This window comes from Nocardioides mangrovi, assembly GCF_020073815.1.
In the GTDB taxonomy this organism is placed as follows: Bacteria; Actinomycetota; Actinomycetes; order Propionibacteriales; family Nocardioidaceae; genus Nocardioides; species Nocardioides mangrovi.
Genome location: NZ_JAIQZJ010000002.1, coordinates 180342 through 206109, shown reverse-complemented (window position 1 = coordinate 206109; position 25768 = coordinate 180342). Strand labels below are relative to the sequence as shown.

25 protein-coding genes are annotated in these 25768 nt (G+C 72.3%); 13 read left to right on the top strand and 12 right to left on the bottom strand.

The annotated features are described in order from the left end of the window. The first annotated feature begins 36 nt into the window (after window positions 1–36). Window positions 37–747 carry a YcnI family copper-binding membrane protein gene (locus K8U61_RS06300; RefSeq protein WP_224122141.1) on the top strand — a complete coding sequence of 237 codons (711 nt, stop codon included), beginning with the start codon at window positions 37–39 and terminating at the stop codon, window positions 745–747. Next, a complete protein-coding gene (locus K8U61_RS06295; protein ID WP_224122140.1) occupies window positions 744–1862 on the top strand; it encodes a copper resistance CopC family protein in 1119 nt (372 codons plus the stop codon). The genes K8U61_RS06300 and K8U61_RS06295 overlap by 4 nt, the downstream gene beginning before the upstream one ends. Before the next feature lie 12 nt (window positions 1863–1874). Here the strand turns inward: K8U61_RS06295 and K8U61_RS06290 are convergent, their stop codons facing one another. Together K8U61_RS06290 and K8U61_RS06285 are read right to left on the bottom strand one after the other, a co-directional pair. Beyond that, entirely contained in the window at window positions 1875–2141 is a 267-nt protein-coding gene (locus K8U61_RS06290) for a DUF3263 domain-containing protein (RefSeq protein ID WP_224122139.1), read from the bottom strand. 21 nt (window positions 2142–2162) lie between these two features. Beyond that, window positions 2163–2576: a pyridoxamine 5'-phosphate oxidase family protein gene (locus K8U61_RS06285; protein ID WP_224122138.1), complete on the bottom strand. Its 414-nt coding sequence runs from the start codon at window positions 2574–2576 to the stop codon at window positions 2163–2165. 40 nt (window positions 2577–2616) lie between these two features. On the opposite strand from K8U61_RS06285, the gene K8U61_RS06280 reads away from it, so the two are divergent. Next, window positions 2617–3579 carry an SDR family NAD(P)-dependent oxidoreductase gene (locus K8U61_RS06280; protein ID WP_224122137.1) on the top strand — a complete coding sequence of 321 codons (963 nt, stop codon included), beginning with the start codon at window positions 2617–2619 and terminating at the stop codon, window positions 3577–3579. A gap of 178 nt (window positions 3580–3757) precedes the next feature. On the opposite strand, the gene K8U61_RS06275 is transcribed toward K8U61_RS06280, so the two are convergent. Further along, entirely contained in the window at window positions 3758–5482 is a 1725-nt protein-coding gene (locus K8U61_RS06275; RefSeq protein ID WP_224122136.1) for a dolichyl-phosphate-mannose--protein mannosyltransferase, read from the bottom strand. An 18-nt stretch (window positions 5483–5500) separates the two neighbouring features. On the opposite strand from K8U61_RS06275, the gene rsmI reads away from it, so the two are divergent. The 7 genes from rsmI to K8U61_RS06235 all read left to right on the top strand — a co-directional run bounded on the left by rsmI (window position 5501) and on the right by K8U61_RS06235 (window position 13213). Then, window positions 5501–6358, top strand: a complete 858-nt coding sequence (gene rsmI, locus K8U61_RS06270) for a 16S rRNA (cytidine(1402)-2'-O)-methyltransferase (protein ID WP_224122135.1) — start codon at window positions 5501–5503, stop codon at window positions 6356–6358. Continuing rightward, window positions 6355–7236 (top strand): alpha/beta fold hydrolase, encoded by an 882-nt coding sequence (locus K8U61_RS06265; RefSeq protein ID WP_224122134.1) that lies wholly within the window; start codon window positions 6355–6357, stop codon window positions 7234–7236. The genes rsmI and K8U61_RS06265 overlap by 4 nt, the downstream gene beginning before the upstream one ends. Beyond that, window positions 7233–8063 carry a TatD family hydrolase gene (locus K8U61_RS06260; protein ID WP_224122133.1) on the top strand — a complete coding sequence of 277 codons (831 nt, stop codon included), beginning with the start codon at window positions 7233–7235 and terminating at the stop codon, window positions 8061–8063. The genes K8U61_RS06265 and K8U61_RS06260 overlap by 4 nt, the downstream gene beginning before the upstream one ends. 422 nt (window positions 8064–8485) lie before the next feature. After that, window positions 8486–9655: a resuscitation-promoting factor gene (locus K8U61_RS06255; protein WP_308043098.1), complete on the top strand. Its 1170-nt coding sequence runs from the start codon at window positions 8486–8488 to the stop codon at window positions 9653–9655. A gap of 17 nt (window positions 9656–9672) precedes the next feature. Continuing rightward, window positions 9673–10530: a 16S rRNA (adenine(1518)-N(6)/adenine(1519)-N(6))-dimethyltransferase RsmA gene (gene rsmA, locus K8U61_RS06245; protein WP_224122132.1), complete on the top strand. Its 858-nt coding sequence runs from the start codon at window positions 9673–9675 to the stop codon at window positions 10528–10530. Next, window positions 10527–11429 carry a 4-(cytidine 5'-diphospho)-2-C-methyl-D-erythritol kinase gene (locus K8U61_RS06240; protein WP_224122131.1) on the top strand — a complete coding sequence of 301 codons (903 nt, stop codon included), beginning with the start codon at window positions 10527–10529 and terminating at the stop codon, window positions 11427–11429. Before rsmA ends, K8U61_RS06240 begins: the two co-directional genes overlap by 4 nt. Next, the gene (locus K8U61_RS06235) at window positions 11426–13213 is read left to right on the top strand and encodes an ABC-F family ATP-binding cassette domain-containing protein (protein ID WP_372454202.1); all 1788 of its coding nucleotides are present in this window, start codon (window positions 11426–11428) and stop codon (window positions 13211–13213) included. The genes K8U61_RS06240 and K8U61_RS06235 overlap by 4 nt, the downstream gene beginning before the upstream one ends. Before the next feature lie 8 nt (window positions 13214–13221). Here K8U61_RS06235 and K8U61_RS06230 read toward each other — a convergent pair whose 3' ends face one another. Further along, window positions 13222–13710, bottom strand: a complete 489-nt coding sequence (locus tag K8U61_RS06230) for a MarR family winged helix-turn-helix transcriptional regulator (protein WP_224122129.1) — start codon at window positions 13708–13710, stop codon at window positions 13222–13224. A 90-nt stretch (window positions 13711–13800) separates the two neighbouring features. On the opposite strand from K8U61_RS06230, the gene K8U61_RS06225 reads away from it, so the two are divergent. Both K8U61_RS06225 and K8U61_RS06220 read left to right on the top strand, forming a co-directional pair. Next, a complete protein-coding gene (locus K8U61_RS06225; protein WP_224122128.1) occupies window positions 13801–14580 on the top strand; it encodes a trans-aconitate 2-methyltransferase in 780 nt (259 codons plus the stop codon). Beyond that, window positions 14577–14930 (top strand): VOC family protein, encoded by a 354-nt coding sequence (locus tag K8U61_RS06220; RefSeq protein WP_224122127.1) that lies wholly within the window; start codon window positions 14577–14579, stop codon window positions 14928–14930. Before K8U61_RS06225 ends, K8U61_RS06220 begins: the two co-directional genes overlap by 4 nt. Here K8U61_RS06220 and K8U61_RS06215 read toward each other — a convergent pair. The 7 genes from K8U61_RS06215 to K8U61_RS06185 are packed head-to-tail and all read right to left on the bottom strand — an operon-like array spanning window position 14927 to window position 22494. Then, window positions 14927–15379 carry a thioesterase family protein gene (locus tag K8U61_RS06215; protein WP_224122126.1) on the bottom strand — a complete coding sequence of 151 codons (453 nt, stop codon included), beginning with the start codon at window positions 15377–15379 and terminating at the stop codon, window positions 14927–14929. The genes K8U61_RS06220 and K8U61_RS06215 overlap by 4 nt on opposite strands. Then, window positions 15376–16317, bottom strand: a complete 942-nt coding sequence (locus tag K8U61_RS06210) for a 3-hydroxyacyl-CoA dehydrogenase NAD-binding domain-containing protein (RefSeq protein WP_224122125.1) — start codon at window positions 16315–16317, stop codon at window positions 15376–15378. Before K8U61_RS06210 ends, K8U61_RS06215 begins: the two co-directional genes overlap by 4 nt. Next, window positions 16314–17198: a beta-keto acid cleavage family enzyme gene (locus K8U61_RS06205; protein ID WP_224122124.1), complete on the bottom strand. Its 885-nt coding sequence runs from the start codon at window positions 17196–17198 to the stop codon at window positions 16314–16316. Before K8U61_RS06205 ends, K8U61_RS06210 begins: the two co-directional genes overlap by 4 nt. A gap of 41 nt (window positions 17199–17239) precedes the next feature. Continuing rightward, on the bottom strand, window positions 17240–19042 hold the full coding sequence (locus tag K8U61_RS06200) for an ABC transporter ATP-binding protein (RefSeq protein ID WP_224122123.1): 1803 nt from the start codon (window positions 19040–19042) through the stop codon (window positions 17240–17242). Further along, window positions 19042–19887, bottom strand: coding sequence for an ABC transporter permease (locus K8U61_RS06195; RefSeq protein WP_224122122.1), 846 nt, complete (start codon window positions 19885–19887; stop codon window positions 19042–19044). Before K8U61_RS06195 ends, K8U61_RS06200 begins: the two co-directional genes overlap by 1 nt. Further along, a complete protein-coding gene (locus K8U61_RS06190; protein ID WP_224122121.1) occupies window positions 19884–20918 on the bottom strand; it encodes an ABC transporter permease in 1035 nt (344 codons plus the stop codon). The genes K8U61_RS06195 and K8U61_RS06190 overlap by 4 nt, the downstream gene beginning before the upstream one ends. Window position 20919: 1 nt before the next feature. Beyond that, window positions 20920–22494, bottom strand: coding sequence for an ABC transporter substrate-binding protein (locus tag K8U61_RS06185; protein ID WP_224122120.1), 1575 nt, complete (start codon window positions 22492–22494; stop codon window positions 20920–20922). A 164-nt stretch (window positions 22495–22658) separates the two neighbouring features. Here K8U61_RS06185 and K8U61_RS06180 point away from each other — a divergent pair, with 164 nt between their 5' ends. Then, window positions 22659–23402 carry an IclR family transcriptional regulator gene (locus tag K8U61_RS06180; RefSeq protein WP_224122119.1) on the top strand — a complete coding sequence of 248 codons (744 nt, stop codon included), beginning with the start codon at window positions 22659–22661 and terminating at the stop codon, window positions 23400–23402. Window positions 23403–23416: 14 nt separating this feature from the next. On the opposite strand, the gene K8U61_RS06175 is transcribed toward K8U61_RS06180, so the two are convergent. Continuing rightward, window positions 23417–25720, bottom strand: a complete 2304-nt coding sequence (locus tag K8U61_RS06175; RefSeq protein ID WP_224122118.1) for a sulfatase-like hydrolase/transferase — start codon at window positions 25718–25720, stop codon at window positions 23417–23419. Window positions 25721–25768 lie beyond the last annotated feature (48 nt).

The window sequence follows — 25768 nt, the reverse complement described above, 5'->3', positions numbered from 1 at the left end:
CCCTCCCACCCACCCTTCCTGATCAGGAGACATCCCATGAAGCTCAGCCGTACCCACGCCCGACTCGCCGTCGTCCCCGCCGCTGTCGCGGTGATCGGCCTGGCCCTCGCCGGCCCGGCCTCGGCGCACGTCACGGTCACCCCGTCAACGACGGCCGCCGGCGCCTACACGATCCTCACCGTCAGCGTCCCGCACGGCTGCGACGGGTCGCCGACGACCAAGGTGGCCGTCAAGGTGCCCGAGGACATCATCGAGGTCACCCCGACCCGCAACCCCTTCTACGACGTCGAGAAGGTCACCACCAAGCTGGACAAGCCGATCACCGCGGAGGACGGGGACCAGATCACCGAGCGGACCAGCCAGGTCGTCTACACGGCCAAGACCCCGCTGCCCGACGGTCAGCGCGACGCCTTCGAGCTCTCCCTGCAGATCCCCGAGGACGACGCCGGCAAGACCCTGGTGTTCCCCGCGATCCAGACCTGCGAGCAGGGCCAGACGGCGTGGACCGAGGTCCCCGCCGCCGGGCAGTCCGAGGACGACCTCGAGCACCCGGCGCCGTCCTTCGAGGTGACCGCGGCGGACGGCTCCGGGTCGGCGGAGTCCGCGTCGACCGGCGGCACGACGGCTGCCGCCGACTCCGACGCCGACGACTCCGGCAACGGCCTGGCCATCGCCGGTCTGGTCGCCGGTCTGCTCGGGCTGGTCCTCGGTGGCGCCGCACTGGTGCGCACCCGCACGGGCGCGTGAGGCCGCTCCGCCTCCTGCTCGGCTTCGTCGTCGCCGGCGTCCTGGTCCTCGCGACCGGGGCGCCGGCCTCGGCCCACGCCAGCCTACTGAAGACCGACCCCGCCCAGGGAGCGGTGCTGGAGAAGGCGCCCGACCAGGTGGTGCTCACCTTCAACGAACCGGTCCGCCTGGACACCGACTTCGTGCACGGCTTCACCGCCGACGGCGGCGACTGGGCCGTCGACGCGGTCGCCCAGGACAACCGGGTGGTCGTGACGCCGAGCGGTGATCCCGGCACCGGCACGGTCGTGGTCGCGTGGAAGGTGATCTCGGCCGACGGGCACATCGTCGGCGGTGCGTTGGACTTCTCGATCGGCACGTCCACCAAGGACGTCACCGCGGCGGGCGCGACCGTGACCGCCGCGCCGACCAGCGTCCTGGTGGCCCGCGGGATCGCCGCCGGTCTGGCCCTCGCCGGCCTCCTCGGTGTCGTGCTGCTGACCGCGCTGGGTCGGCCGGCCGCCTGGTCGGACCTCGCCTGGTGCCTCGGCTTCGTCGGCGCGGTGCTCCTCGGCCCGCTCCAGCAGCTCGCCCACGACGGCCGCGTCCTCGGCGGCCTGACCGACTGGGTCGCCTGGCTCAACGGCCTCCTCAGCTGGCCGGCGCTGCTCGTGCTCCTCGCCTACCTCGTCGTCGGCCTGGTCCGCGGTCGGGGGCGTCGCGCCGCGTGGGCGGGTGTGCCCGCCCTGGCGCTCGTCGTCGCCGCCGGGCTGGCCTGGCCCTCCCTGCCGCAGCCGCCCGCCGCGGCCGCCGGCGAGACATCGGGTGGGTCCGCGGATCTCGGCGCGTCCGGGACCGCCGAGGTCGCGGTGCACCCGGCCGGCGGTCGGTCGTACGACCTCGATCTCACCCTGGTCGATCCGGACGGGACGGCGCTCACGCCCTACCGCACGCCCACGCTGGAGGTCCGCGACGACGACCTCACGCTCGGCGACGCCGACCTGGAGCGGATCGGCGCCGGTCACTATCGCGCGACGGTCACGATTCCGCGCGACGGTGACTGGACGGCGCAGGTCAGCGTGCGGCTCGACGAGTTCACCAACCCCGTGGCCGTCGTGCCGCTCACGGTGGGCTGACCGGGTCGGGAGTCAGGCGGCGCCACCGGCGCGTCGGGCCGTGCGCTCCTCGTGGCGCGCGGCCCGGCGTCGTCGGAGCCGGCGTACGACGCGCGGCTCGTGGTCCTCGGCGCCCGGGATGTCGATGATCCGGTTGAGCAGCCGGTGGTAGTCGGTCGGGCTCAGGTCGAAGCGGTCACGCACGACCTCGTCCTTGGTGCCGGCGTAGGCGACCCAGTCCCGCTCGAACTCGAGGATCTCCCGGTGGAGGTCCGAGAGCTCGTGGTCGTCGGTCGGCATGGGGCAAGCGTGACAGGGAGGTCAGCGGGTCGCCAAAGCGGGGCCGTGCAGGAAGCGGTCGACCTCGATGCGCAGCGCCACCCGCTCGGGGTTGGGCTTCGGCTGGCGGTAGCGGCTCGCGTAGCGCTCGACCGCCCGGGCCACCGACGCCTCGTCGCGCAGCACCGTCACCCGGCCCTCGAGCGTCGACCAGCGGCCCCCGTCGACCGCGCAGACCGCCACCGGCGCCGACGCCCCGGCGTTGCGGGCCTTGCGGGAGGTGCCGTTGGTGATCACCCACGCGCAGCGCTGCTCCAGGTCCAGCGCGCAGCCGACCGGCACGACGTGCGGCATCCCGTCGGCGCGCAGGGTGGTGAGCGTGCAGAGGTGCCGCTCGGTCCAGAAGTCCAGGAGCGGCTCGGGGAAGTCGTCCCACCCGGGGACCCACGACGGCACGCACGCATCGTTCCACGCCCGACTGGCTACCGTCGCCGACATGGCGAACCTCGCGACGACCTTCGACACGGTGGTCGACACCGCCCTCGACCGCACGGTCGCTCCCGGCTACACCCGGCTCGGCCTCGCCGTACGCCGGCGCCTGCCGGGGTGGCCCGCCGATCCGGAGCCCGGCGCGCTCGACGGACGCCGCGCCGTGGTCACCGGCGCGAGCAGCGGCCTGGGCATCGCCACGGCCGAGGGCCTCGCCGCGCTCGGCGCCGAGGTCGTGCTGGTCGTCCGCGACCTGGAGAAGGGCGCCCGGGTGGTGCGTGAGGTCCAGGGCCGCCTCCCGCTCGCGCGGCTGGAGCTCCGGCGCTGCGACCTCGCCGACCTCGACGACGTGCGCGCGCTGGCCGCCGAGGTCGACGGATCGGTCGACGTCCTCGTGCACAACGCCGGCGCGATGCCGCCGGAGCGCACCGAGTCGCCCCAGGGGCACGAGCTGACGATGGCGCTGCACGTGCTGACGCCGGTGCTGCTCACCGACCTGCTCGCCGGGGCCGGCCGGCTGGACGACGCGCGGGTGGTGCTGGTGACCTCGGGCGGCATGTACGCCCAGCGGCTGCGTGCGGACGACCCGGAGTACCTCGACGGCGACTACTCGCCGACCACGGCGTACGCCCGGAGCAAGCGCGCGCAGGTCGAGCTGCTCCCTGAGCTCCAGTCGCGCTGGGCCGCGCACGGCGTGACCGTCCACGCGACCCATCCGGGCTGGGCCGACACCCCCGGGGTCTCGGAGTCGCTGCCGACCTTCCGGCGGATCACAGGGCCGCTGCTCCGCGACGCCGACGAGGGCGCGGACACGACGGTCTGGCTCGCGGCGACGGAGCCGACGCCCGCCGGCGGCCGGCTCTGGCACGACCGGCGGCCCCGGCCGGCCCACCTGCTCCGGCGTACGCGCACCGGTGAGGCCGAGCGGACGGCGATGTGGGCGTGGGTGCGCGGGGCCGTCGAGGGTTGAGCTAGTTCGTCGTGGAAGTGCGGGCTCGTCGTGGTGGGTGGCGGTTCACCAAGGGATCGTCCTCAACCGACGCTCCCCGGACGGAACTCACCGTGGGAGGCGCAGGTTCACCTTCATCCCTTGGTGAACCAGCAGATCCCACGACGAACCAGTGGCGCCGCCGTCGAGCGGGCCGCGCTCACACCCAGCGCGTGAACCAGATCCGGTCCAGCCACTCGCCGTGGGTGAGCAGCTGGTTGGTGTAGATCGGCCAGAACCAGGCGAAGTTCAGCACCGCCAGCACCACGAAGGCGCCGGACACGACCACCCCGATCGTCCGTCTGCGGCTGGGTTGTGACGACGGCCCGATCATCGTGCCGATCGCGAGCGTCAGCGCGAGCACGATGAAGGGCAGCGTGATGATCGCGTAGAAGGAGAAGATCGGCCGGTCGTCGTACTGCAGCCACGGCAACCAGGTCGAGACCGCGCCCACGAGACACAGGCCGTAGCGCCAGTCCCGGGCGCCGATCCACATCACCAGGCCGAAGACCAGTGCCAGGCAACCGCCCCACCAGATCGTCGGGTTGCCCAGCAGCAGCACCTGGCGCAGGCAGGTGCTGCCGGTCGGAGCCTCGCAGCCCCGCGTGCCCGGCTGGATGTCGGTGTCGGCGGCGACGCCGACGGGCCGGTTGAGCACCAGCCAGCCGGCGGGGTTGGAGGCATAGGTGTGGGTGCTGCAGTTGAGGAAGTGGGTGTGGAACTCGTAGACGTCGTGGTGGTAGTACCAGAGCGAGCGCAGCGACTGCCACACCTCGCCGAGGCCGCTGGCGTCCGGCTCGGTCGCGGTCGGCCAGCGGTTGTCGTTGAGGACCTCCGGGTCGTCGCAGGTCTTCCCCTCGGCGACGAAGCGCGTGTACTGCGTGGAGGACAGGTGCTCCTCGTACTGGTTCGCGTGCACGAGCCAGCCGGTCCAGCTCGCGACGTAGACGACGAGGGCGACCACGACGAGGTGCAGGAAGGCCGGTACGCCGTCGGCGAGGGCGGACTTCGGCACCGACCAGCGGACGCCGAACGAGCGCCGCGCACCCGCCGACCACAGCCACACCATCAGCCCGAACGCGGCCAGCGGGTAGACCGCCTCCCACTTCGAGCCGCAGGCGAGACCCCACGAGATACCGGCCAGCAGCAGCCACGGGCGGAAGAAGAGCCCGCGCACCGGGCCCCACGAGCGGTCGTTGGTGACCTGCTCGGGTTGGAGCCGCGCCATCTTCCGGCGGTACCAGTCGCGGTCGGCGACCACGCAGTGCACGCCGCAGAGGATGAAGAGCGCCACGAAGATGTCGAGCAGGCCGAGGCGCGAGAGCACGAAGTGGAGGCCGTCGACGGTGAGCAGCAGGCCGGCGACGACGCCGAGGACGGTCGAGCCCGTCAGCCGCCGGGCCAGCCGGCACATCACCAGCACCATGAGCGCGCCGGCGACCGCGGCCGAGACCCGCCAGCCGAAGGGGTCCATGCCGAAGGCCTTCTCGCCCAGCCCGATCAGCCACTTGCCCACCTCGGGGTGGACGATCATCGACGGCTCGTCCTTCCACTGGCCGCTGATCTTCCCGTCGAGGATGTGCTCGTTGGCGTTGTCGACGTAGCTGCGGACGTAGCCGTTGTTGATCAGCGACCACGCGTCCTTGGCGTAGTAGGTCTCGTCGAACTCGAACTCGTGCGGCTGGCCGAGGTGCCAGAGCCGCAGGAAGAGCGCGAGCAGGGCGACGCCGATGCTCGCGGCCCAGCCGATCGCAGGGTCCTCCGAGGCGATCCGGGACCGCGTCCGCGCCCACGCGGAGGGGACCGCGCGGCCGGCTGCGTTGCGGGAGAGGCCGATCCGCTCCTCGGGAGCCCGGGGGGACTCGGGGGGCGCCTCGGTCGTCACGGTGGAAGACTCTAGGCCGTGCAGCCCAGTGACCCCGGCGTTCTCGTGCTCGCGGCGACGCCGATCGGTCGGGTCGCGGACGCCCCGCCCCGCCTCGCCGAGGAGCTGGCGACCGCCGACGTGGTGGCCGCCGAGGACACGCGGAGGCTCAAGAGGCTCACCACCGACCTCGGGGTGACCGTCACCGGGCGGGTGATCTCCTACTTCGAGGGCAACGAGTCCGGCCGCACCCCGCAGCTCCTCGAGGCGCTGCTCGCCGGCGAGCGGGTGCTGCTGGTGACCGACGCCGGGATGCCGAGCGTGTCCGACCCCGGCTACCGCCTCGTCGCCGCCGCCGTCGCGCACGACGTACCCGTCACCGCTGTGCCCGGCCCCTCGGCGGTGCTCACCGCCCTCGCGGTCAGCGGGCTGCCGGTCGACCGCTTCTGCTTCGAGGGCTTCCTGCCCCGCAAGGCGGGGGAGCGGTCCCGCCGGCTCGCGGCGCTGGCCGCCGAGGAGCGGACCATGGTCTTCTTCGAGGCACCGCACCGCACCGAGGCCGCACTCGCCGCGATGGCCGAGGCGCTCGGTGACGACCGGCCCGCCGCCGTCTGCCGCGAGCTGACCAAGACCCACGAGGAGGTACGCCGCGGCCCGCTCGGCGAGCTGGTCGCCTGGGCGGCCGAGGGCGTGCGCGGTGAGGTGACCATCGTGGTCGCCGGCGCCGATCCCTCGGCGGAGATCGCCGCGGACCCGGAGAGCCTCAAGGCCGCGGTCGCGGCGCTCGAGGCGGACGGCGTCCGCCGCAAGGACGCGATCGCCGAGGTGGCCCAGCGCGCCGGCGTACCGAAACGGGAGGTCTACAACCTCGTGCACGGGGCAGGTGGGATGGCATGACCTACGCGAGCACCGACCGGATCACCACCGTCGAGCACGCCGGCCTGACCTTCGACGTCCTCGACGAGGGCCCCGCCGACGGCACCCCGGTCGTCCTGCTGCACGGCTTCCCCGAGCGCAACACCACCTGGCGGCTGGTCGCGCCGATCCTGCACGAGGCCGGGCTGCGGACCTTCGCGCTCGACCAGCGCGGCTACTCGCCGGGCGCGCGGCCGCGCCGGCGCCGCGACTACCAGGTGTCGCTGCTGGTCCGCGACGTGGTCGCGCTGATCGAGCGGATCGGCGGGCCTGTGCACCTCGTCGGCCACGACTGGGGTGCGGCCGTCGGCTGGGCGACCGTGCTGCGCCGACCCGTCCTGATCACCACGTGGACAGCGGTCTCGGTGCCGCACCCCGCCGCCTTCGCCCGCGCGATGAAGACCAAGAGCCAGCGTCGCCGGTCGCGCTACATGGCCTTCTTCACCGTCCCACTGGTCCCGGAGCTCACGGCCCGCAAGCCGGGTGGCCGCTTCGACCAGAGCATGCGGAAGGCCGGGATGACCGCCGACGAGGTCGCCCGCTTCCGCCGCGAGATCGTGGAGTACGGCGCGCTGCCGCACGCGCTCGGCTGGTACCGCGCGCTGCCGCTCTCGGGTGGCAAGCGCCGCCGCAAGGGATCGACGGGCGGCGGGGCCGACCACCGGGTCACCGTGCCGACCACGATGCTGTGGAGTGACCGCGACATCGCCATCGGCCGGGTCGGTGTCGACGGCACCGAGCGGTGGGTCGACGCGCCGTACGAGCTGATCGTGCTGGAGGGCGTCACCCACTGGATCCCGACGCAGGCCGCCGAGGAGTGCGCGGCCGCGATCCTCGCGCGGATCCGGTCCGTCGCATGAGTGACCGTCCGCCCGCGCCGGAGCCGCTGCCCCACCCGGTCGTCGACAACCACTGCCACCTCGACATCGCCCGCGGCGACGGGCCCGCTCTCCCGGTCGGCGAGGCGCTGGCCGCGGCGTCCGCCGTCGGCGTCACCCGGATCGTGCAGATCGGCTGCGACCTGCCGGGCGCCCGCTGGGCGGTCGAGGCCGCGGCGACGTACGACGCGATCGTGGCCGGCGTCGCGCTGCACCCCAACGAAGCGCCGCGGTTGCCCGATCTCGACGCGGCGATGGCCGAGATCGAGGCGCTCGCCGCGTCCGGCCCGCACGTGCGCGCGGTGGGGGAGACCGGCCTCGACACCTTCCGCACCGGCGCGGACGGCGCGGCCGTGCAGGAGGAGTCCTTCCGCCGGCACATCGACCTGGCCAAGCGGCTCGACAAGACGCTGGTCATCCACGACCGCGACGCCCACGACGACGTGCTGCGGGTGATCGACAGCGAGGGCGTGCCCGAGCGCTGGGTGATGCACTGCTTCTCCGGCGACGCCGGCTTCGCGCGCGCCTGCCTCGACCGGGGCGCCCACCTCTCCTTCGCCGGCACCGTCACCTTCAAGAACGCCGGCTACCTGCGCGACGCCCTCGCGATCACGCCGCGCGACCGGCTCCTCGTCGAGACCGACGCGCCGTACCTCACCCCCACGCCCCACCGCGGCCGCACCAATGCGTCCTACCTGGTGCCACTGACGATGCGCGCGATGGCCGAGGTCCGCGGCGACGACCTCGGCGAGCTCTGCGCCGCCGTCGACGCCAACACCGAGGTCGCCTTCGGCGGCACCTGGGGGTAGCTCTCGTCCGCGCGTCACCCCCGACCGCAGCCAAGGAGCCACCTCACGCGCCTCGGCGAGCACGGCGTCGCGGTCCTCGGGCAGCACGAAGCCCGCGGCGTTCGAGGCGACAAGGGGCACCTGCGGTGGTCGACATGGGGCTCCAGCGACAGGTGGGACGAAAGTGGCGAATGAGGCAAGTCTTTACCGTCGAGATCCTGCTCACGCCGGACAGAGATATGACAGGTTCGGTTTGCATTCGAGCAGGAAGGCTGGTGCTCTAGAACACCTGACAGCCGGGATCGGGATCGATTCTGACCAGTGCCGGTGGCCCATCGGGCCCCCACCAGACAGCACCCGGCGCACCCACTCTGCCCCGAGCGGAACGGCGTGCGTCACCGCACTGGCACCCGAGGACCGGGGAGTACGACGTTCGGAGAATCGTGCCCAGCGATGAGCACTCACCCCTGACCAGCCGGGCCCGCGGCCTGCTGAGCCGGGCAGCCAAGAGCAAGGCCCTCATGGGCACCCTCGCCGCCGTGATCGTCCTCGCGGTCGCCGGCACCACGTGGGGCTACAGCACCCTCAGCAAGTCGGTGACCCTCACCCTCGACGGCAAGTCCGAGAACGTCACCGTCTTCGGCGACACCGTCGGCGACGTCCTCGCCTCCGAGGGCATCGACGTGGGCAGCAAGGACATCGTCCTGCCCTCGCCCGACGAGTCGATCACCGACGGCTCCAAGATCTCCGTCCGGTTCGCCCGGCCCCTCGAGCTCAACGTCGACGGCCAGGAGAAGACCTACTGGGTCACCGCGACGACCGTCTCCCGCGCGCTCGACGAGATCGGCCTGCGCTACAACGGCGCCGACCTGTCGACCAGCCGCGGCGGCACCATCGACCGCGGGGGCATGACCCTCGACGTGGTCACCCCCAAGACCCTCACCGTCACGATCGGCGCCCACAAGCCGGTCAAGCGCACGGTCACCGCGCTCACCGTCGAGGACGCCCTCGACGAGCTCGGCGTCGACGTCGGCAAGCACGACGAGACCCGGCCGGCTCCCGGCCACGTGCTCTCCGACGGCGACAAGCTCGTCTTCACCGACGTCCGCATCGTCAAGAAGCGCGTCGACGGCGAGGTCATGGACTACAGCACCGTCGAGCAGGACGACTCCTCCATGTACGAGGGCGAGACCTCGGTGGTCCGCGACGGAAAGACCGGCACGCGCGACGTGACCTACCGGATCGTCTACCGCAACGGCCAGGTCGCCGTGCGCAAGGTGCTCCACCAGGACGTCCTCACGGCCCCGGTCGACGAGATCGTCAAGGTCGGCACCAAGGCGAAGCCCGCCGCGACCAACTTCGCCAGCGGCAGCACCGTCTGGGACCAGCTCGCGCGGTGCGAGTCCGGCGGCAACTGGGCCACCAACACCGGCAACGGCTACTACGGCGGCCTCCAGTTCAGCCTCGGCACCTGGCAGGCGTACGGCGGCTCCGGCCTGCCGAGCAACAACAGCCGCGAGACCCAGATCGCGATCGCGACCAAGGTCCGCAACGCCTCGGGCGGGTACGGCGCCTGGCCGGCCTGTGCCGCCTCACTGGGTCTGCCGCGCTGACCGATAACCTTCACGGCATGTCCACGTCCGCCGGTCCCCGACTTCTGGGGCCGGCGGACGTGCGTTCGCTGGCGGCCCGTCTCGACCTCCGGCCGACCAAGCAGCGCGGCCAGAACTTCGTCATCGACGCCAACACCGTGCGCCGGATCGTGCGCGAGTCCGGGGTCGGCGCGGACGACGTCGTGGTCGAGGTCGGACCGGGCCTCGGCTCGCTGACCCTGGCGCTGCTCGAGGTCGCCGGCCGGGTGGTCGCGATCGAGGTCGACGACAAGCTGGTCGGGCTGCTGCCGGAGACGATCGCGACGTACGCCCCCGACCAGGCCGACCGCTTCGAGGTCGTGCTCGCCGACGCGATGCGCGTCCAGGAGCTGCCCGGCCCGGAGCCGACGGCGCTGGTCGCCAACCTGCCCTACAACGTCTCGGTGCCGGTGCTGCTGCACCTGCTCCAGCTCCTGCCGTCGCTCGAGCGCGGCCTGGTGATGGTGCAGGCCGAGGTCGCCGACCGGCTCGCGGCCCAGCCGGGCTCGAAGGTCTACGGCGTCCCGTCGGTCAAGGCCGCCTGGTACGCCGACGTCCGGCGCGCGGGCGCCATCGGGCGCAACGTCTTCTGGCCGGCGCCCAACGTCGACTCCGGCCTGGTCGCCTGGACGCGTCGCGAGCCGCCGACGACCACCGCCACGCGGGAGCAGGTCTTCGCGGTGGTCGACGCGGCCTTCGCCCAGCGCCGCAAGGCCCTGCGCGGCGTGCTGCGGGTGCTCGCGCCGTCCGAGGCCGTCGACGCCGCGCTCGCGGGCGCCGGCATCGACCCGCTCGCTCGAGGCGAGACGCTCACCGTCGACGACTTCGTCCGGATCGCCGAGAGGCTCCCCGCATGACCCTGACGGTGCGGGCGCCGGCCAAGATCAACCTCCACCTCGGCGTCGGCGCGCCCCGCGAGGACGGCTTCCACCCGCTGGCCACGGTCTACCAGGCCGTCGGCCTCTACGACGACCTCACCGTCGTCGACGCCGACGGCTGGTCGGTCGACGTCGCGGTCAGCGACTGGATGGACCGCGGCCAGGTGCCGCTCGGCGGCGACAACATCGTCGACCGGGCCGCGGCCCTGCTCGCCGCCCACCACGGGCTGGAGGTGCGCGGCACCGCCCACGTGGACAAGTCGATCCCGGTCGCCGGCGGGATGGCCGGCGGCTCGGCCGACGCCGCCGCGGCGCTGGTCGCCCTCGACCGGCTCTGGGACGCCGGCACCACCGACGACGACCTGCTGGAGCTGGCCGCCCGGCTGGGCAGCGACGTGCCGTTCGCGCTGATCGGCGGCTCCGCGCTCGGGACGGGCCGCGGCGAGCTGGTCGAGCGGGTCGCCGACCACGGCAGCTGGTGGTGGGTGCTGGTCCCGTCGCCGACCGGGCTGTCCACGCCGGAGGTCTACCGGCACTTCGACCGGCTCCGCCCGGACGCGCCCGCCGTACCCCCGGTGCCGGAGGCGCTGCTCGACGCCCTCGACGCCGGCGTCCCGCACGCGCTGGCCGCGACCCTGCACAACGACCTCCAGGAGGCCGCGCTCGACCTGCGCCCGGACCTCGGCCGGCTGATCGAGGCGGGGGAGTCGGAGGGCGCGCTGCGCGGGATGGTCTCCGGCTCCGGTCCGACCTGCGTCTTCCTCTGCGAGGACCCCGACGCAGCCCGCGCGGTCGCGGGGGGCCTCCAGGAGCAGTACGACGTCGTCCTGGTCGCCGGCGGCGCCGTCGCGGGCGCGCACACGGTGACCTACGGCTGACCATGGCGAACCTCCTCAACCTCGAGCGCGTCTCGAAGTCCTACGGCATCCGCCCGCTGCTCAGCGACGTCTCGCTCGGCATCTCTGCCGGCGAGCGGGTCGGCATCGTCGGCCGCAACGGCGACGGGAAGACCACGTTGCTCGAGGTGATGACCGGCATCGAGGAGCCGGACACCGGGCGGGTCTCGCGCCAGCGCGGGCTGCTGATCGGCTACCTGCACCAGGGCGACGAGCTCGAGGACACCCACAGCGTCCGCGAGGCCGTGCTCGCCGGCCGGTCCGACCACGAGTGGGCCGCGGACCCGCGCACCCGCGAGATCGTCGACGTGCTGCTCGCCGGCGTCGACCTCGACCGCGCCGTCCTGGGTCTCTCCGGTGGCGAGCGGCGGCGCTGCTCGCTGGCCGCGCTGCTGCTCGGCGACCACGACCTCGTCGTCCTCGACGAGCCGACCAACCACCTCGACGTCGAGGCCGTCGCCTGGCTCGCCCAGCACCTCGCCGCGCGGCCGTCGGCGCTGGTCGTCGTCACCCACGACCGCTGGTTCCTCGACGCCGTCTGCCAGTGGACGTGGGAGGTCCACGACGGGGCCGTCGACGCCTACGAGGGCGGGTACGCCGCGTTCGTGCTCGCCAAGGCGGAGCGACAGCGGCAGGCCGCCGCGTCGGAGATCCGGCGCCAGAACCTGGTCCGCAAGGAGCTCGCCTGGCTGCGCCGCGGCCCGCCGGCGCGGACCTCGAAGCCGAAGTTCCGGATCGACGCGGCCAACGCCCTCATCGAGGACGTGCCACCGCCGCGCGACCGGATGGAGCTCCAGCGCTTCGCCACCCAGCGGCTCGGCAAGGACGTCATCGACGTCGAGGACGTCGACCTCTTCCGGGGCGAGCGGCAGCTGCTCTCGCACGCCACCTGGCGGATCGGGCCGGGCGACCGGATCGGCATCGTCGGCGTCAACGGCGCCGGCAAGACCTCGGTGCTCTCGATGCTCGCCGGCGAGCTCGCGCCCCGGGTCGGCAAGGTCAAGCTCGGCCGCACCGTGGCGATGGAGCACCTCACCCAGCAGCTCGACGACCTCGACCCCGAGGGCCGGGTGCTGCCGACCGTCGAGTCGATCCGCCGGGTCACCCGCACCGCCGACGGCGAGATCACGGCGACCTCGATGCTCGAGCGCTTCGGCTTCACCGGCGACCGGCTCACCGCCCGGATCGGCGACCTGTCCGGCGGCGAGCGCCGCCGCTTCCAGCTGCTCCGGCTGCTGCTCAGCGAGCCCAACGTGCTGCTCCTCGACGAGCCGACCAACGACCTCGACATCGACACCCTCAACGTCGTCGAGGACTTCCTCGACGGCTGGCCCGGCACGCTGATCGTGGTCTCCCACGACCGCTACTTCCTCGAGCGGGTCACCGACTCGGTCTGGGCGTTGCTCGGCGACGGCCGGATCTCGATGCTGCCCCGCGGCGTGGACGAGTACCTCGAGCGCCGCGCCGAGGCCCTGCACCTGCTCGAGCAGGCCCAGGCCGCCGAGGCTGCTCGGCCCGCGGCCGCCGAGACCCCTCGGGCGAAGGCCGGGAGCGCGGAGGAGCGGGCGGCGCGGAAGGTGATCGCGCGCATCGACCGCCAGCTCGAGCGGATCGCCGAGCAGGAGGCGGCGCTCAACGCCGAGGTGCTCGAGCACGCCCAGGACTACGAGCGGCTCGCCGAGATCAGCGCCCGGCTCGACGCGCTCGCGACCGAGAAGGGCGAGCTGGAGCTCGAGTGGCTCGAGGCCGCCGAGGCGCTGGAGTAGTCCGGACCTCAGCCCGCGAACGGCGCGAGCAGCGTCCGCAGCAGCCCGGCCAGCCGGCCGCGGTCCTTCTCCGGGAGCGCGGCGAGGAAGGTCTGCTCGGCCTCGAGCAGCCTCTCGAAGGCGTGGTCGACGCACGCACGCCCCTCGGGGGTGAGCCGGACCAGCACGCCCCGACGGTCGTGCGGGTCGGGCAGCCGCTCGACGAGCCCGCGGGCGGCGAGCCGGTCGACGCGGTTGGTCATGGTGCCGCTGGTCACCAGCGTCTCGCGGAGCAGCCGCCCCGGCGAGAGCTCGTACGGCGCACCTGCCCGGCGCAGCGCGGCGAGAACGTCGAACTCCCAGGACTCCACCGACGCCTCGGTGAAGGCGACGCGGCGAGCGAGGTCGAGGTGCCGGGCCAGCCGGCCGATCCGGCTGAAGACCTCGACGGGGGCAAGATCGAGGTCGGAGCGCTCGCGCGCCCACGCCTCGACCAGCTCGTCCACCTCGTCCCGCATGGGGAGGAGCCTATCCGATTCGTCGAGAATCTTGACATCAAGACAAAGCCGGAGCAAAGTATCTCGACGTCAAGATATCTAGGAGGACGCATGCCGTACGCCGCCCACACCTGGGACCCCGACCGCTACCTGACGTACGCCGACGAGCGCGGCCGTCCCTTCGTCGACCTGCTCGCGCGGGTCCGCGCCGACGCCCCGAGCACCGTCGTCGACCTCGGCTGCGGCCCCGGCAACCTGACGACCCTGCTCGCCGCGCGCTGGCCGGGCGCCGACGTCCTCGGCCTCGACTCCAGTCCCGAGATGATCGGCAAGGCCCGCGAGCTGGCCGGCATCCGCTTCCAGGTCGCCGACCTACGGGAGTGGCGTCCCGCTCCCGGGAGCGTCGACGTGCTCGTCTCCAACGCCACCCTGCAGTGGGTCCCCGGCCACCTCGAGCTCCTCCCACGACTGGTCCAGGCCGTCGCTCCGGGCGGCTGGCTGGCCTTCCAGGTGCCCGGCAACTTCGACGAGCCGAGCCACACCATCCGCACCGAGCTCGCGGCGCAGGAGCCGTACGCCGCGCACCTGTCCGGCGTCGCGGTGCCCGGCAGCCACGACCCGGCGGTCTACCTCGACGCGCTGGCCGGTCTCGGCTGCGCGGTCGACGCGTGGGAGACGACCTACCTCCACGTCCTCACCGGTCCCGACCCGGTCTTCACCTGGGTCTCCGGCACCGGCGCGCGGCCGACCCTGCAGGCACTGCCCGACGACCTCCGCGCCGACTTCGAGGCGGAGTACAAGCGCCGGCTGGCCGCGGCGTACCCGGAGCGCGAGCACGGCGTGGTGCTGCCCTTCCGCCGGATCTTCGTGGTCGGGCAGGCGCCGGAATGAGGCTCCACCACGTCCAGGTCTCGTGCCCGCCCGGCGGCGAGGACGACGCCCGGCGCTTCTGGGTCGAGGGCGTCGGCATGACCGAGGTCGCCAAGCCGACGTCGCTCGCCGGTCGCGGCGGCGCCTGGTTCCGGGCCGGTACGGCGGAGGTGCACGTCGGCGTCGAGGAGCCCTTCGCACCTGCCCGCAAGGCGCACCCGGCCCTGGTCGTCGACGACCTGGCCGAGTGCGCCGAGCGGCTGGCCGCGCTCGGCTTCGGAGTCGACTGGACCGAGCGGCAGACCTTCCCGGGCTTCGAGCGGTGCCACGTCCGTGACGCCCACGGCAACCGGGTCGAGCTGCTCGCCTAAGCCTTCGCGAGCGGCCGGATCCGGCCGCTCGCCTCCTCCGGGGGGTCGACGCACGCGGCGCGGACCCGGTCGGCCACGTCGTCGGGGAAGGGCGCGGAGGCGCGGCCCACGACGTGCACGCCGAGCACCTCCTCGGTGGCTCGCAACCGGCCCTCGGCGTAGAGCTCGTGCCAGATCCAGAGCAGCTTGCCGCTCGCCCCGATCACCGACGAGCGCACCTCGAGGTCGCTGCCGGCCGCCACCTCGTCGAGGTAGCGGACGTGCGCCTCGAGCGTGTAGAGCGACGCGTCGTTCGCCTCGCGGTACGCCGGCCCGAGGCCGACCGCGTCCATCACGGCATCGGTCGCGTGCCCCAGCACCAGCACGTAGTAGGCCTCCGACAGGTGGCCGTTGTAGTCGATCCACTCGTCGCGGACCGGCTCCCTCCAGACGACCGGTTCGGTGCTCATGCCCGGCCGAGGGCCCGCAGGATCGCGATCACGCCCCGGTCCCGCTCGGCGACCAGGTCGTCGATGCTGCGGCCGTCGGCCTCGCGCTCGCACCCCTCGACGACGGCGTCCCGCAGCTCGGGGGTGAGCTCCGGGGCCGCCAGCCGGGTCCACGGCGAGAGCAGCGAGGGACCGAAGTGGTCGAGCATGTGCGCCATGCCGCCCTGGCCGCCGGCGAGGTGGAAGGTGAGCATCGGCCCCTGGAGCGCCCAGCGCAGGCCCGGCCCGTCGGTGATCGACAGGTCGATCTCCTCGACCGTCGCCTCGCCGGCCTCGACCATGTGCAACGCCTCGCGCCAGAGCGCCTCCTGGAGCCGGTTGGCGACGAAGCCCGGCACCTCCCGCTCCATCGTGATGACCGACTTGCCGGCCAGCGTGAAGAAGTCCGCGGTCCACCGGACGGCGTCGGGCGACGTGCTCGTCCCGCCGACGACCTCGACGAGCGGGATCAGGTACGGCGGGTTGAACGGATGGCCGACGACGGTGCGGTCGGGATGGACGCACTTGTCCTGCATCTCGCTCATCCCGTAGCCGGAGGTGGACGACGAGATCACGACGCCCTCGGGCGTGGCCGCGTCGATGTCGGCGAGCAGGGTGCGCTTGAGCTCCAGGTCCTCCGGTGCGCTCTCCTGGACGAAGTCCGCCTGCGCGCAGGCGGTGGCCAGGTCGGGCTCGTAGCTGAGGTTGTCGATGCTCGCGCCCTCGGCGAGGCCCAGCTCGGTGAGCGCCGGCCAGGCGGCATCCACCAGGTGTCGCAGCCGCTGCTCGGCGTCCGGCGCCGGGTCCCAGGCGACGACCCGGTAGCCGCGGGCCAGGAAGTAGGCGACCCAGCCGCCGCCGATGACGCCCGCACCGCAGCAGACGACGGTGCGCACCTCCTCCGGTGCCGGGCGCGTCATCGCTTCTCGAGCGCGAGGATCTCGCGCCCCTCGTCCGGGGTGGCGACCGAGGCGCCCATCGACTCGACGATCGTGCGCGCACGCTCGACGAGCTGCGCGTTGGTCGCCTTGACGCCCTTGGCCAGGTAGAGGTTGTCCTCCAGCCCGACCCGCACGTGACCGCCGAGCAGGACCGACTGCGCCACCCACGGCATCTGCATGGGGCCGAGGGCGAACGACGCCCACACGGCGTCCTCCGGCAGCTGGTTGACCATCGCGGCCAGGGTGAGCGGGTCAGCCGGCGCGCCGTACGGGATGCCCATGCAGAGCTGGTACATAGCCGGCTCGTCGATGAGGCCCTCCTCGACGAGCGTCTTGGCGAACCACAGGTGTCCGGTGTCGAAGATCTCCATCTCGCAGCGGACGCCGAGCTCCTGGATCTTCTTGGCGCCCTCGCGGAGCATGTCGGGGGTCGAGACGTAGACGAGGCTGCCCTCGCCGAAGTTGAGGCTGCCGCAGTCGAGCGTGCAGATGTCGGGCAGCAGCTCCTCGACGTGGGGGAGCCGGTCGACGCCGCTGACCAGGTCGGTGCCCTCGAGGAACGTCGTGGGGTCGTGCGGATCGAGCACCAGGTCGCCGCCCATGCCGGCGGTGGTGTTGATGATGACGTCGACGTCCGAGGCGCGGACCCGCTCGACGACCTCGCGGTAGAGCGACACGTCGCGCGAGCCCACGCCGGTCTCGGGGTCGCGGACGTGGATGTGGATGATCGTCGCGCCGGCGCGGGCAGCCGCGATGCCGGACTCGGCGATCTGCTCGGGCGTCACCGGCACGTGCTCGGAGCGGCCGACGGTGTCGCCGGCTCCGGTCAGCGCGCAGGTGATCATGACCTTGCGGTTCACGGGGGTGTCTCCTTCGTCGATCGAGGCGCCGGTCGGCGCTGTCAGTCGATCCGCGGGCTGTTGGCCAGCAGGTTGCGGGTGTAGTCCCGTTGCGGGGTCTCCATCACCGTGACGACGGACCCCTCCTCGACCACGCGGCCGGCCTGGAGGATCTCCACCCGCGCCGCGATGGAGCGGACCAGCGCGAGGTTGTGCGTCACGAAGAGCATGCTGATGCCGCGCTCCTTCCGGAGGCCCTCGAGGAGGGAGACGATCGAGCCCTGCACCGACACGTCGAGGGCCGAGGTGATCTCGTCGCAGATCATCACGTCAGGCTCCGCGGCCAGCGCGCGAGCGATCGCGACGCGCTGCCGCTCGCCGCCCGAGAGCCGGCTCGCCTGGTAGTGCAGCATCCCCGGGCCGAGGGCCACCTGCTCCATCAGCTCGAGCACGCGGTCGGTCGCCTGCTTGCCCTTGGCGAGACCGAACAGCTCCATCGGGCGCCGGATGATCTGCTCGATGGTGAGCCGCGGGTTCAGCGAGAGGTAGGGGTTCTGGAAGATGTACTGGACCCGTCGCCGGTCCTCGGCGCTGCGCTTGCGGGCACTCGCCGCGAGCTCGCGGCCCTCGAAGGCGATGGTGCCCTTCCAGTCCCGGTGCAGCCCGCCGACGCAGCGGGAGATCGTCGTCTTGCCGCTGCCGGACTCGCCGACCAGGGCCACGACCTCGCCCTTCGCGAGGTCGAAGGTCACGTCGTGGACCACCTGCTTGCGGCCGTAGAAGACGTCGAGCCCCTCGACGGAGAGGATCACGTCCCTTGCCCGGTCGGGATCGGCGTCCGGGACGTTGCCGAGGTTGATGTCCCAGAGCCCGATCTCGTCGGTCCGCAGGCAGCGCACCTCGTGGCCCGCCTCGAGCGTGCGCAGCTGCGGGACCTCCGCCCGGCACGCGTCGACCGCGAACGAGCAGCGGTCGTTGAAGCGGCAGCCGCCCGGACGCGCCCCGGGGGCGGGGGTCCGGCCCGGGATGCCCGTGAGGGCGCGGGCCTGGCTGAGGTGGGGGATCGAGTCCAGCAGCGCCCGGGTGTAGGGGTGCATGGGCTTGGCGAAGATCGCGTCCCGGGGACCCAGCTCGACGATCTGGCCGGCGTACATCACCGCGACCCGGTCGGCGATGTTCGCGACCACCGCGAGGTCGTGGGTCACGTAGAGGGCGCTGACGCCGTAGGCGCGGCAGAGCTCGGCCATCGTGTCGAGCACCATCTTCTGGGTGGTGACGTCGAGGCCGGTCGTCGGCTCGTCCAGCACCAGCACCTTCGGCTTCGGCAGGAACGCCATCGCCAGGGCGACCCGCTGCACCTGGCCGCCGGAGAGCTGGTGGGCGTACCGGTTCAGGAACTCGTCGTCGTTCGGCAGCCCGACCTCGGCGAGCCCGTCGCGCGCCCCCTGGCGCCGGGACTCGGCGGTCCCGATGCCGCGCAGCTCGAGCAGCTCGACGAGCTGCTTGCCGATCCGGATGCTCGGGTTCAACGCCGAGGCGGGGTCCTGCGGCACGTACGCGATCTCCTCGCCGCGCAGCTGGCGGACCTCCTTCCACGGGAGCTGGAGGACGTCCCTGCCCTCGAGCAGGACCTTGCCCGACGAGATCAGGGCACCGGCGCGCGAGTAGCCGAGGAGCGACGTACCGACCGTGGTCTTGCCCGAGCCCGACTCGCCGACGAGGCCGACGACCTCGCCCGGGTGCAGGACCAGGTCGATGTCGTCGACGACGTCGGCGGGTCGCCCGGTCAGCGTCACGCCGAGGTCCTCGACGACGAGACCGCCGCCCGAGGCCGGGCCCGGAGGTGTCGCCTGGGTCGTGGCCATCAGTCGTCGCCCTTCTCGGCCGCCTGGGCGAGTCCGTCCGCCATCAGGTTGGTGCCGATCGTGAAGATCGCGATCATCACCACGGGAGCCAGGACCGACCACGGCTGGGTGGCGAGACCGAGACGGTTCTCGTTCATCATCTGCCCCCAGTTGGCCGCGCCCGGGTCGGCCGCGAAGCCGAGGAAGCCGAGGGCGGCGACCAGGCCGATCGAGTAGGTGAGGCGCAGGCCCGCCTCGGCCAGCAGCGGGCCGGTCATGTTCGGCAGCACCTCGGCGAGGATGACCCGCGAGCGCTTCTCGCCGAGCGCCTCGGCGGCGACCACGAAGTCGCGGGACACGATGCCGAGCGCCACCCCTCGCGCGAGCCGCGCGACGCGCGGGGCGTGCGACGTGCCGACGAGCACCACGATCACCCAGGTGGAGGGGTTCTGCAGCGCCGTCAGCACGACCAGCGCGAGGAGGATCTGCGGGAAGGCCAGCAGCACGTCGTTGAGCCGCATGATCACCTCGTCCCACCAGCCGCCGCTGTAGGCCGCGACCACGCCGATGAGGATGCCGAGCACCATGCCGAGCACGGTGGCCAACGTCGAGACCACGAGGATCTCCTGGCCGCCGTACATGACCCGGCTCAGCACGTCCTGGCCGAGGTAGTCGGTCCCGAGCACGCCCACCTTGGCGTAGGGCGGGCCCGTCGTCTCGTTCTCGCCGTGCGGCGCGAAGAAGGGCGCGAAGATCGCGAAGAGGACCACCAGCAGGGTCACCGTCAGCCCGACCGAGAACCGCTTCTGCCGGAGCGCGCGCCGGAAGAACGACGGCGGGGAGGTGTGGCTCCTGGTGTCGCTCATGACGAGATCGCCGTCCTCGCTCGGGGGGTCAGCAGGATGGAGAGGACGTCCGCGACCAGGTTCACCACGATGTAGACGGCGGCGATGATCATGCTCAGCGCCTGCACCATCGGCACGTCGTGGTTGCGGACGGAGTCGACGAGCTGGCGACCGACGCCGGGGTAGGCGAAGAGCGTCTCGACCAGGACCACGCCGCCGGCCAGCCAGGCCAGCTGCAGCGCGATGACCTGGATGCCCGGCACGATCGCGTTGAGCAGCGCGTGCTTGCGCATGACGACCGGCTCCGGGATGCCCTTGAGCCGGGCCAGCTCGACGTAGTCGCTGTCCAGCACGTCGAGCAGCGTGGCGCGCACGATCCGCGAGACGTACGGCGTCACCGCGAGCACGAGCGTCGCGACCGGGAGCACCATGCCCTTCGGGACGTCCCAGGGATGCCCGCCCGGCGAGTCGATGGTGACTGCGGGGAAGATGTGGAAGACCGAGGTCGAGAAGAGCGCGACCAGCAGGATGCCGGTGACGAACTCGGGTACGCCGGCGAGCGCGAGGAGCACGGTCTGGATGACCGTGTCGGGCCGGCGCCGCCGGTAGTGCGCGGAGATCATCGCGATCCCGAACGCCAGAGGGATCATCACCACCGCGGCCAGCAGCATCAGCACGAGCGTGTTGACCACGCTGCCCGAGATCTGCCCCCACACGGGCTGCTGGTTGGCCAGGGAGGTGCCCGGGTCCCCGGTGAGGAGACCGCCGAGCCAGCTGAAGTACTGGGAGACCAGGCTGTCGTTGCTGTTGAGCTGCGCCTCGAGCTGGGCGACGCGGCCGGGGTTGGAGTTGTAGTCACGGCCGAGGATGGCGCGCACCGGGTCACCGAGGGCGGTCGTCGCCACGAACACGAGGACCGACACGAGCCACAGGGTGAGGACCGCGAGGCCGAGCCGGCGCAGGAGCCAGGTCGTCCACGCGGCCGCACCCGAGCGCCCCCGGGGAGGTGCGACCTCCTCGAACGGATCTGGGAGGGTCGCGGCCTCGGTCATCTCAGACCGACACCTTGTTGAACTTGTACGACCCGAGCGGGAGGTACTTGCTCGGCTCGAGTCCCTGGACGTTGGCGCCGTAGCCGTCGACCTGCTTGCGGAAGCCCCAGATGATCAGGCCGCCCTCGTCGTACTCGATCTCCTGCGCCTGGTGCAGCAGGTCGTTCCGCTTGGTCTCGTCGAGCTCCTTGGCGGCGGCGTTGACGAGGTCGCGGTGCTTGGCGTTGTCCCAGTGGGTCTCGTTGTAGGTGCCGCCCTGGCTCGGCGGGAAGGTGCCGACGACCGCCTGCGGGATGTAGTTGCGGGTGTTCCAGAAGTCCTGCGCGAACGGGTAGGACAGGTAGTCGTCGTCGTAGAACGGCGTCTTCTTGGTGACCTTCACGTCGACGCCGGCCTGCTTGGCCTGCTCGACGAAGAGGTTCGCCGCGGCCGGGGCGACCGAGCCGATGTCGGCCCCGGTGAAGAGCTCGACCTGGAGGCCGTCCTGGCCGGCCTGCTGGAGCAGGGACTTGGCCTGCTCGATGTCCTGCTCGCGCTGCGGCAGGTCGCTGGCGTACGCCGCGTCGAACGGCGCGTAGAGGTCGTTGCCCAGCGAGCCGTAGCCGCTCAGGGTCTGGTCGATCATCGCCTGGCGGTCGACGATCAGGCGCATCGCCTGGCGGACCCGGTTGTCGGAGAAGGGAGCGACGTCGACGCGCATCGTGAACGGCACCCAGGCGCCGGTCTCGGCGATCAGCACGCCGCCGCCGGCGCCCTTGATCGTGTCGATCAGGTTGTAGGGCAGGTTGTCGACGGTCTGGATCTGGCCGGCCTGCAGCGCGTTGACCTTGGCGTTGTCGTCGGCGAAGTCCTGGATCTGGAGCTCGTCGACGAACGCCGCGTCGCCCCAGTAGTCGGCGTACTTCGTGAAGGTGCTGCTCTTGCCGGGCTCGAACGACTTGAACTGGAACGCGCCGGTGCCGACCGGGTTGTTGACGTCGAAGTCGGTCGGGATGATGCCGAGCGTGTACTCGGCCAGCAGCGAGTCGAGGAGCGCGTACGGCGTGTTGAGCACCAGCTGCAGCGTGCTGTCGTCGACGACCTTGGTCGACTGGAAGTCGAGGATCTGGGAGAGCTGGCCACCGGCCGACAGCGGGCCCTTGGGGTTGGCGACGCGCTGGATGCTGAACCACGCGTCCTCGGCCGTGACCGGCTTGCCGTTGTGGAAGGTGGCCCCCTGGCGCAGCTTGACCGTCCAGGTCTTGCTGTCCTTCGACGCCTCCACGGACTCGGCCAGCGCGGGCTCCAGCTCGTAGTTGTTGTTCCAGAAGAGCAGCGGCTCGAAGAGGTTGCTCACCCGGGCGATGTCCGGGTTGGTGACCGGGGCGTGCGGGTCCAGCGTGTCCTTGCTGCCGCCGCCCGTCGCGCCGTGGATCAGGACGCCGCCGGAGCTCTGCGGACCTCCGCCGCCGCCTCCGCTGTCGTCGCCACCGCACGCGGCGAGGAAGCTGCTGCCGGCGACGGCCGCGGCGCCGATACCGGAGTACCGGAGGAGCTGGCGCCGGGAGAGACTGAGGGAGTTGCGAGGCTGGTTCACGTTGTGACTCCTCTGTTTCACTATCCGAACGACGTCGAAGGTGATGCAGGGAACATAAAGAGGTCCCGAGACGGGGTCAATGGGTAAAGAGAAGGGTTTCGCCTTTGTCTCGCAATACGCAACAAGTTGTGTCTTCCGCAACCACAAGTTCCCGTGAATCGGGGATGGTCCAGTCCGTCGAGCGGGCTGCGGCGCTGCTCCGCGCGGTCGCGGCGGCGGCCGGCACCGACGCGACCGCGTCCTCGCTCGCGGCGACCGTGGGCCTGAACCGCACCACCACGTGGCGGATCCTGACCACCTTGGAGCAGCAGCGGCTGGTCAGCCTCGACCGCCGCACGGGTCGCTACTCCCTGGGGTTCGGGCTCGTCGACCTGGCCGGCCAGGCCAGCAGCACCTCGTTGGTCCGCGCCTCGCGGTCGGTGCTGCAGCGGATCGCGAAGGAGACCGGCGAGACCGCCGCGCTGGCGATGCTCCGCGACGGGGCGCTGGTCTACGTCGCCGAGGCGGTCGGCGGCGCGATCGTGTCCGTCTCCTTCCAGGGGCAGCCCGTCCCGCTGCACGCCACCTCGACCGGCAAGGTGCTGCTGGCCTGGTCCGGCGACGACGAGGTCCGGGCGCTGCTGAACCTGCCGCCCGGGGGCCGCCTGGAGCGGTTCACCGCGGCGACCATCGGCTCGCGGGCAGCGCTCGGGGAGGAGCTCGCCCGCACCCGCAAGCGCGGCTTCTCCGTGTGCCGCGGCGAGTTCGAGGAGTCGGCATGGGGCGTCTCCGCTCCCGTGCTCGACTCGGGTGGACGCCCGGTGGCGGTCGTGAGCATCTGGGGGCCGCCGGAGCGGATCACCGCGCGCCGGTTCACCGCCCTCGGCGCCCTGGCCGTCGCCGGGGCGACGGAGCTCACCGGTCGCTGAGCCTCACCCGCCCGTCACTGGTGGGTCAGGTGGGCGCGGGCGGCGTCCTCGTCGGTGACCTCCTCGCCGACCGCCCCGAGGTCGAAGCGCACCCGGTGGATGAGTCCCTCGAAGGCGTTGCGGACCGGCAGGTAGTCGTCGATCACCGGAGTCCCGCGGTCGACGCCGACGTTGAAGGTCTCGTCGAAGGAGAAGTAGTACGCCGTCGTCACCGGGACCCGGCCCGAGCCCACCGGTGCGCCATCGACCTCCAGGGTGACGTGGGCACCGCTGCCCGGCGGTCCGCCGTCGTACTCGAAGCGCACGACCAGGTCGTGCCGCCCGGGCAGCATCGGCTTGCCGCCCCGCACCACCGTGAGGTCGCGGCCGGCGAAGTTGTAGGCGTAGTGGGGGACCCCGCCGACGAGATAGAGCGACCAGCCGCCGAAGCGGCCGCCCTGCGCGACGACGACGCCGTTGACGCCGGTGACCACCTCGAGGTCGGCGGTGATCACGTGCGAGCGGTTCTTGACGTTCGGGGCGGCCTCCTCCGTCAAGCGCCCGACGCGCGGGCCGAAGGACAGCGTCGAGCGACCCTTGTGCAGGTCGAGCCGGCCCGCGACGTCAGGGTTCTCGCGCTCGGTGACCCGGTCGTCGAGCGGCAGGACCTGGTAGCGCTCGGCCTCGCGGAGGAAGAGCTCCTGCAGCTCGCGCAGCCTCTCCGGGTGCTCGGCCGAGACGTCGTGGGCCTGGCTCCAGTCGCCGCTGGTGTGGTCGTAGAGCTCCCAGACGTCCTCGTCGAAGGGTCGCTTCGAGGTGGCCACCATCTCCCAGGGGATGCCGTGGCGGGTCACCGCCGTCCAGCCCTCGTGGAAGACGCCGCGGTTGCCGATCATCTCGAAGTACTGCGTGGACCGTCGGTCGTCGGCGTCCGGGGCGTCGAAGGTGTAGGCCAGGCTGGTGCCCTCGATCGGCTGCTGCTCGACGCCGCCGTACGCCGCCGGGGCGGGTACGCCGGCCGCCTCCAGGATCGTCGGCAGCACGTCGATGACGTGGTGCCACTGGTGGCGGATCTCCCCCCGTGCCCGGATCCCGTTGCCCCAGCGCACGATCATCCCGTCGCGGGTGCCGCCGAGATGGGCGAGCTGCTTGGTCCACGGGTAGGGCGTGTTCATGGCGAGCGCCCAGCCGACCGGGTAGATCGCGTACGTCGAGGCGTCGCCCAGGGTGTCCAGCCGGGCGGCCATGTCGGCCGTGTCGTCCTGGATGCCGTGGCCGACCAGGTGCTCGCGGAACGTCCCGCGCGGCCCGCCCTCACCGGACGCCCCGTTGTCGCCGAGCAGGTAGAAGATCAGGGTGTCGTCGAGGACGCCCATGTCGTCGAGCGCGTCCACGAGCCGGCCGACCTGCGCGTCGGTGTGCTCGGCGAAGCCCGCGTAGGTCTCCATGAACCGCGCGGCGACCCGGCGCTCGGTGTCGTCGAGCTCGTCCCAGCGCGGCACGCCGTCCGCCCACGGGGCCAGGTCGGTCGTCTCGGGGACGATCCCGAGCTCCTTCTGCCGGGCCAGCGTCGCCTCCCGCTGCGCGTCCCAGCCCTCGTCGAAGCGTCCGGCGTACCTGTCCCGCCACTCGGGTGCGACGTGGAAGGGCGCGTGCGTGGCGCCGAACGCGACGTAGGTGAAGAACGGCCGCTCGGGGGTGATCGCCTGCTGGTTCTCGATCCAGGAGATCGCCTTCTCGACCAGGTCCTCCGAGAGGTGGTAGCCGTCCTCCGGCAGGCGGTCGGGCTCGACGGCGTACCGGCCCTGGTAGAGCTGGGGGTACCAGTGGTTCATCTCCGCGCCCATGAACCCGTAGAAGTAGTCGAAGCCCTCGCCCATCGGCCACCGCGGGAACGGGCCGGACGGGCTGACCTCCACCGGCGGGGTCTGGTGCCACTTGCCGATCGCCGCCGTGCAGTAGCCGTTGCCGCTGAGGATCTGCGCGATCGTGGCCGCGCTGGCCGGTCGGTACCCGTGGTAGCCGGGCTCCGGCGTCGACATCTCGCTCGTGACGCCCATGCCGACCGAGTGGTGGTTGCGCCCTGTCATCAGCGCCTGCCGGGTCGGCGAGCACAGCGAGGTCACGTGGAACCGGCTGTAGCGCAGGCCCTCGTCGGCCAGTCGCTGCGCGGTGGGCATCTCGCACGGGCCGCCGTACGGCGAGGACGCGCCGAAGCCCATGTCGTCGACGAGCACGACGACCACGTGGGGGGACCGTGGCGGAGCCTCGACGGGCCGGATCGGCCGGGTGGTGGTGTCGACGTCGAGCGGGAGGCGGGTGCGGTCGGTGTCGGTCACGATCCGGATCCTGCATCCCCCGACGGCTTCCGCGCCAGAGTCGCCGCT

Coding starts and splice junctions, on each gene's coding strand:
- K8U61_RS06300 (WP_224122141.1), top strand. CDS start 37: ATGAAGCTCAGCCGTACCCACGCCCGACTCGCCGTCGTCCCCGCCGCT.
- K8U61_RS06290 (WP_224122139.1), bottom strand. CDS start 2,141: ATGCCGACCGACGACCACGAGCTCTCGGACCTCCACCGGGAGATCCTC.
- K8U61_RS06280 (WP_224122137.1), top strand. CDS start 2,617: ATGGCGAACCTCGCGACGACCTTCGACACGGTGGTCGACACCGCCCTC.
- K8U61_RS06265 (WP_224122134.1), top strand. CDS start 6,355: ATGACCTACGCGAGCACCGACCGGATCACCACCGTCGAGCACGCCGGC.
- K8U61_RS06260 (WP_224122133.1), top strand. CDS start 7,233: ATGAGTGACCGTCCGCCCGCGCCGGAGCCGCTGCCCCACCCGGTCGTC.
- rsmA (WP_224122132.1), top strand. CDS start 9,673: ATGTCCACGTCCGCCGGTCCCCGACTTCTGGGGCCGGCGGACGTGCGT.
- K8U61_RS06240 (WP_224122131.1), top strand. CDS start 10,527: ATGACCCTGACGGTGCGGGCGCCGGCCAAGATCAACCTCCACCTCGGC.
- K8U61_RS06230 (WP_224122129.1), bottom strand. CDS start 13,710: ATGCGGGACGAGGTGGACGAGCTGGTCGAGGCGTGGGCGCGCGAGCGC.
- K8U61_RS06225 (WP_224122128.1), top strand. CDS start 13,801: ATGCCGTACGCCGCCCACACCTGGGACCCCGACCGCTACCTGACGTAC.
- K8U61_RS06220 (WP_224122127.1), top strand. CDS start 14,577: ATGAGGCTCCACCACGTCCAGGTCTCGTGCCCGCCCGGCGGCGAGGAC.
- K8U61_RS06215 (WP_224122126.1), bottom strand. CDS start 15,379: ATGAGCACCGAACCGGTCGTCTGGAGGGAGCCGGTCCGCGACGAGTGG.
- K8U61_RS06210 (WP_224122125.1), bottom strand. CDS start 16,317: ATGACGCGCCCGGCACCGGAGGAGGTGCGCACCGTCGTCTGCTGCGGT.
- K8U61_RS06200 (WP_224122123.1), bottom strand. CDS start 19,042: ATGGCCACGACCCAGGCGACACCTCCGGGCCCGGCCTCGGGCGGCGGT.
- K8U61_RS06195 (WP_224122122.1), bottom strand. CDS start 19,887: ATGAGCGACACCAGGAGCCACACCTCCCCGCCGTCGTTCTTCCGGCGC.
- K8U61_RS06190 (WP_224122121.1), bottom strand. CDS start 20,918: ATGACCGAGGCCGCGACCCTCCCAGATCCGTTCGAGGAGGTCGCACCT.
- K8U61_RS06180 (WP_224122119.1), top strand. CDS start 22,659: ATGGTCCAGTCCGTCGAGCGGGCTGCGGCGCTGCTCCGCGCGGTCGCG.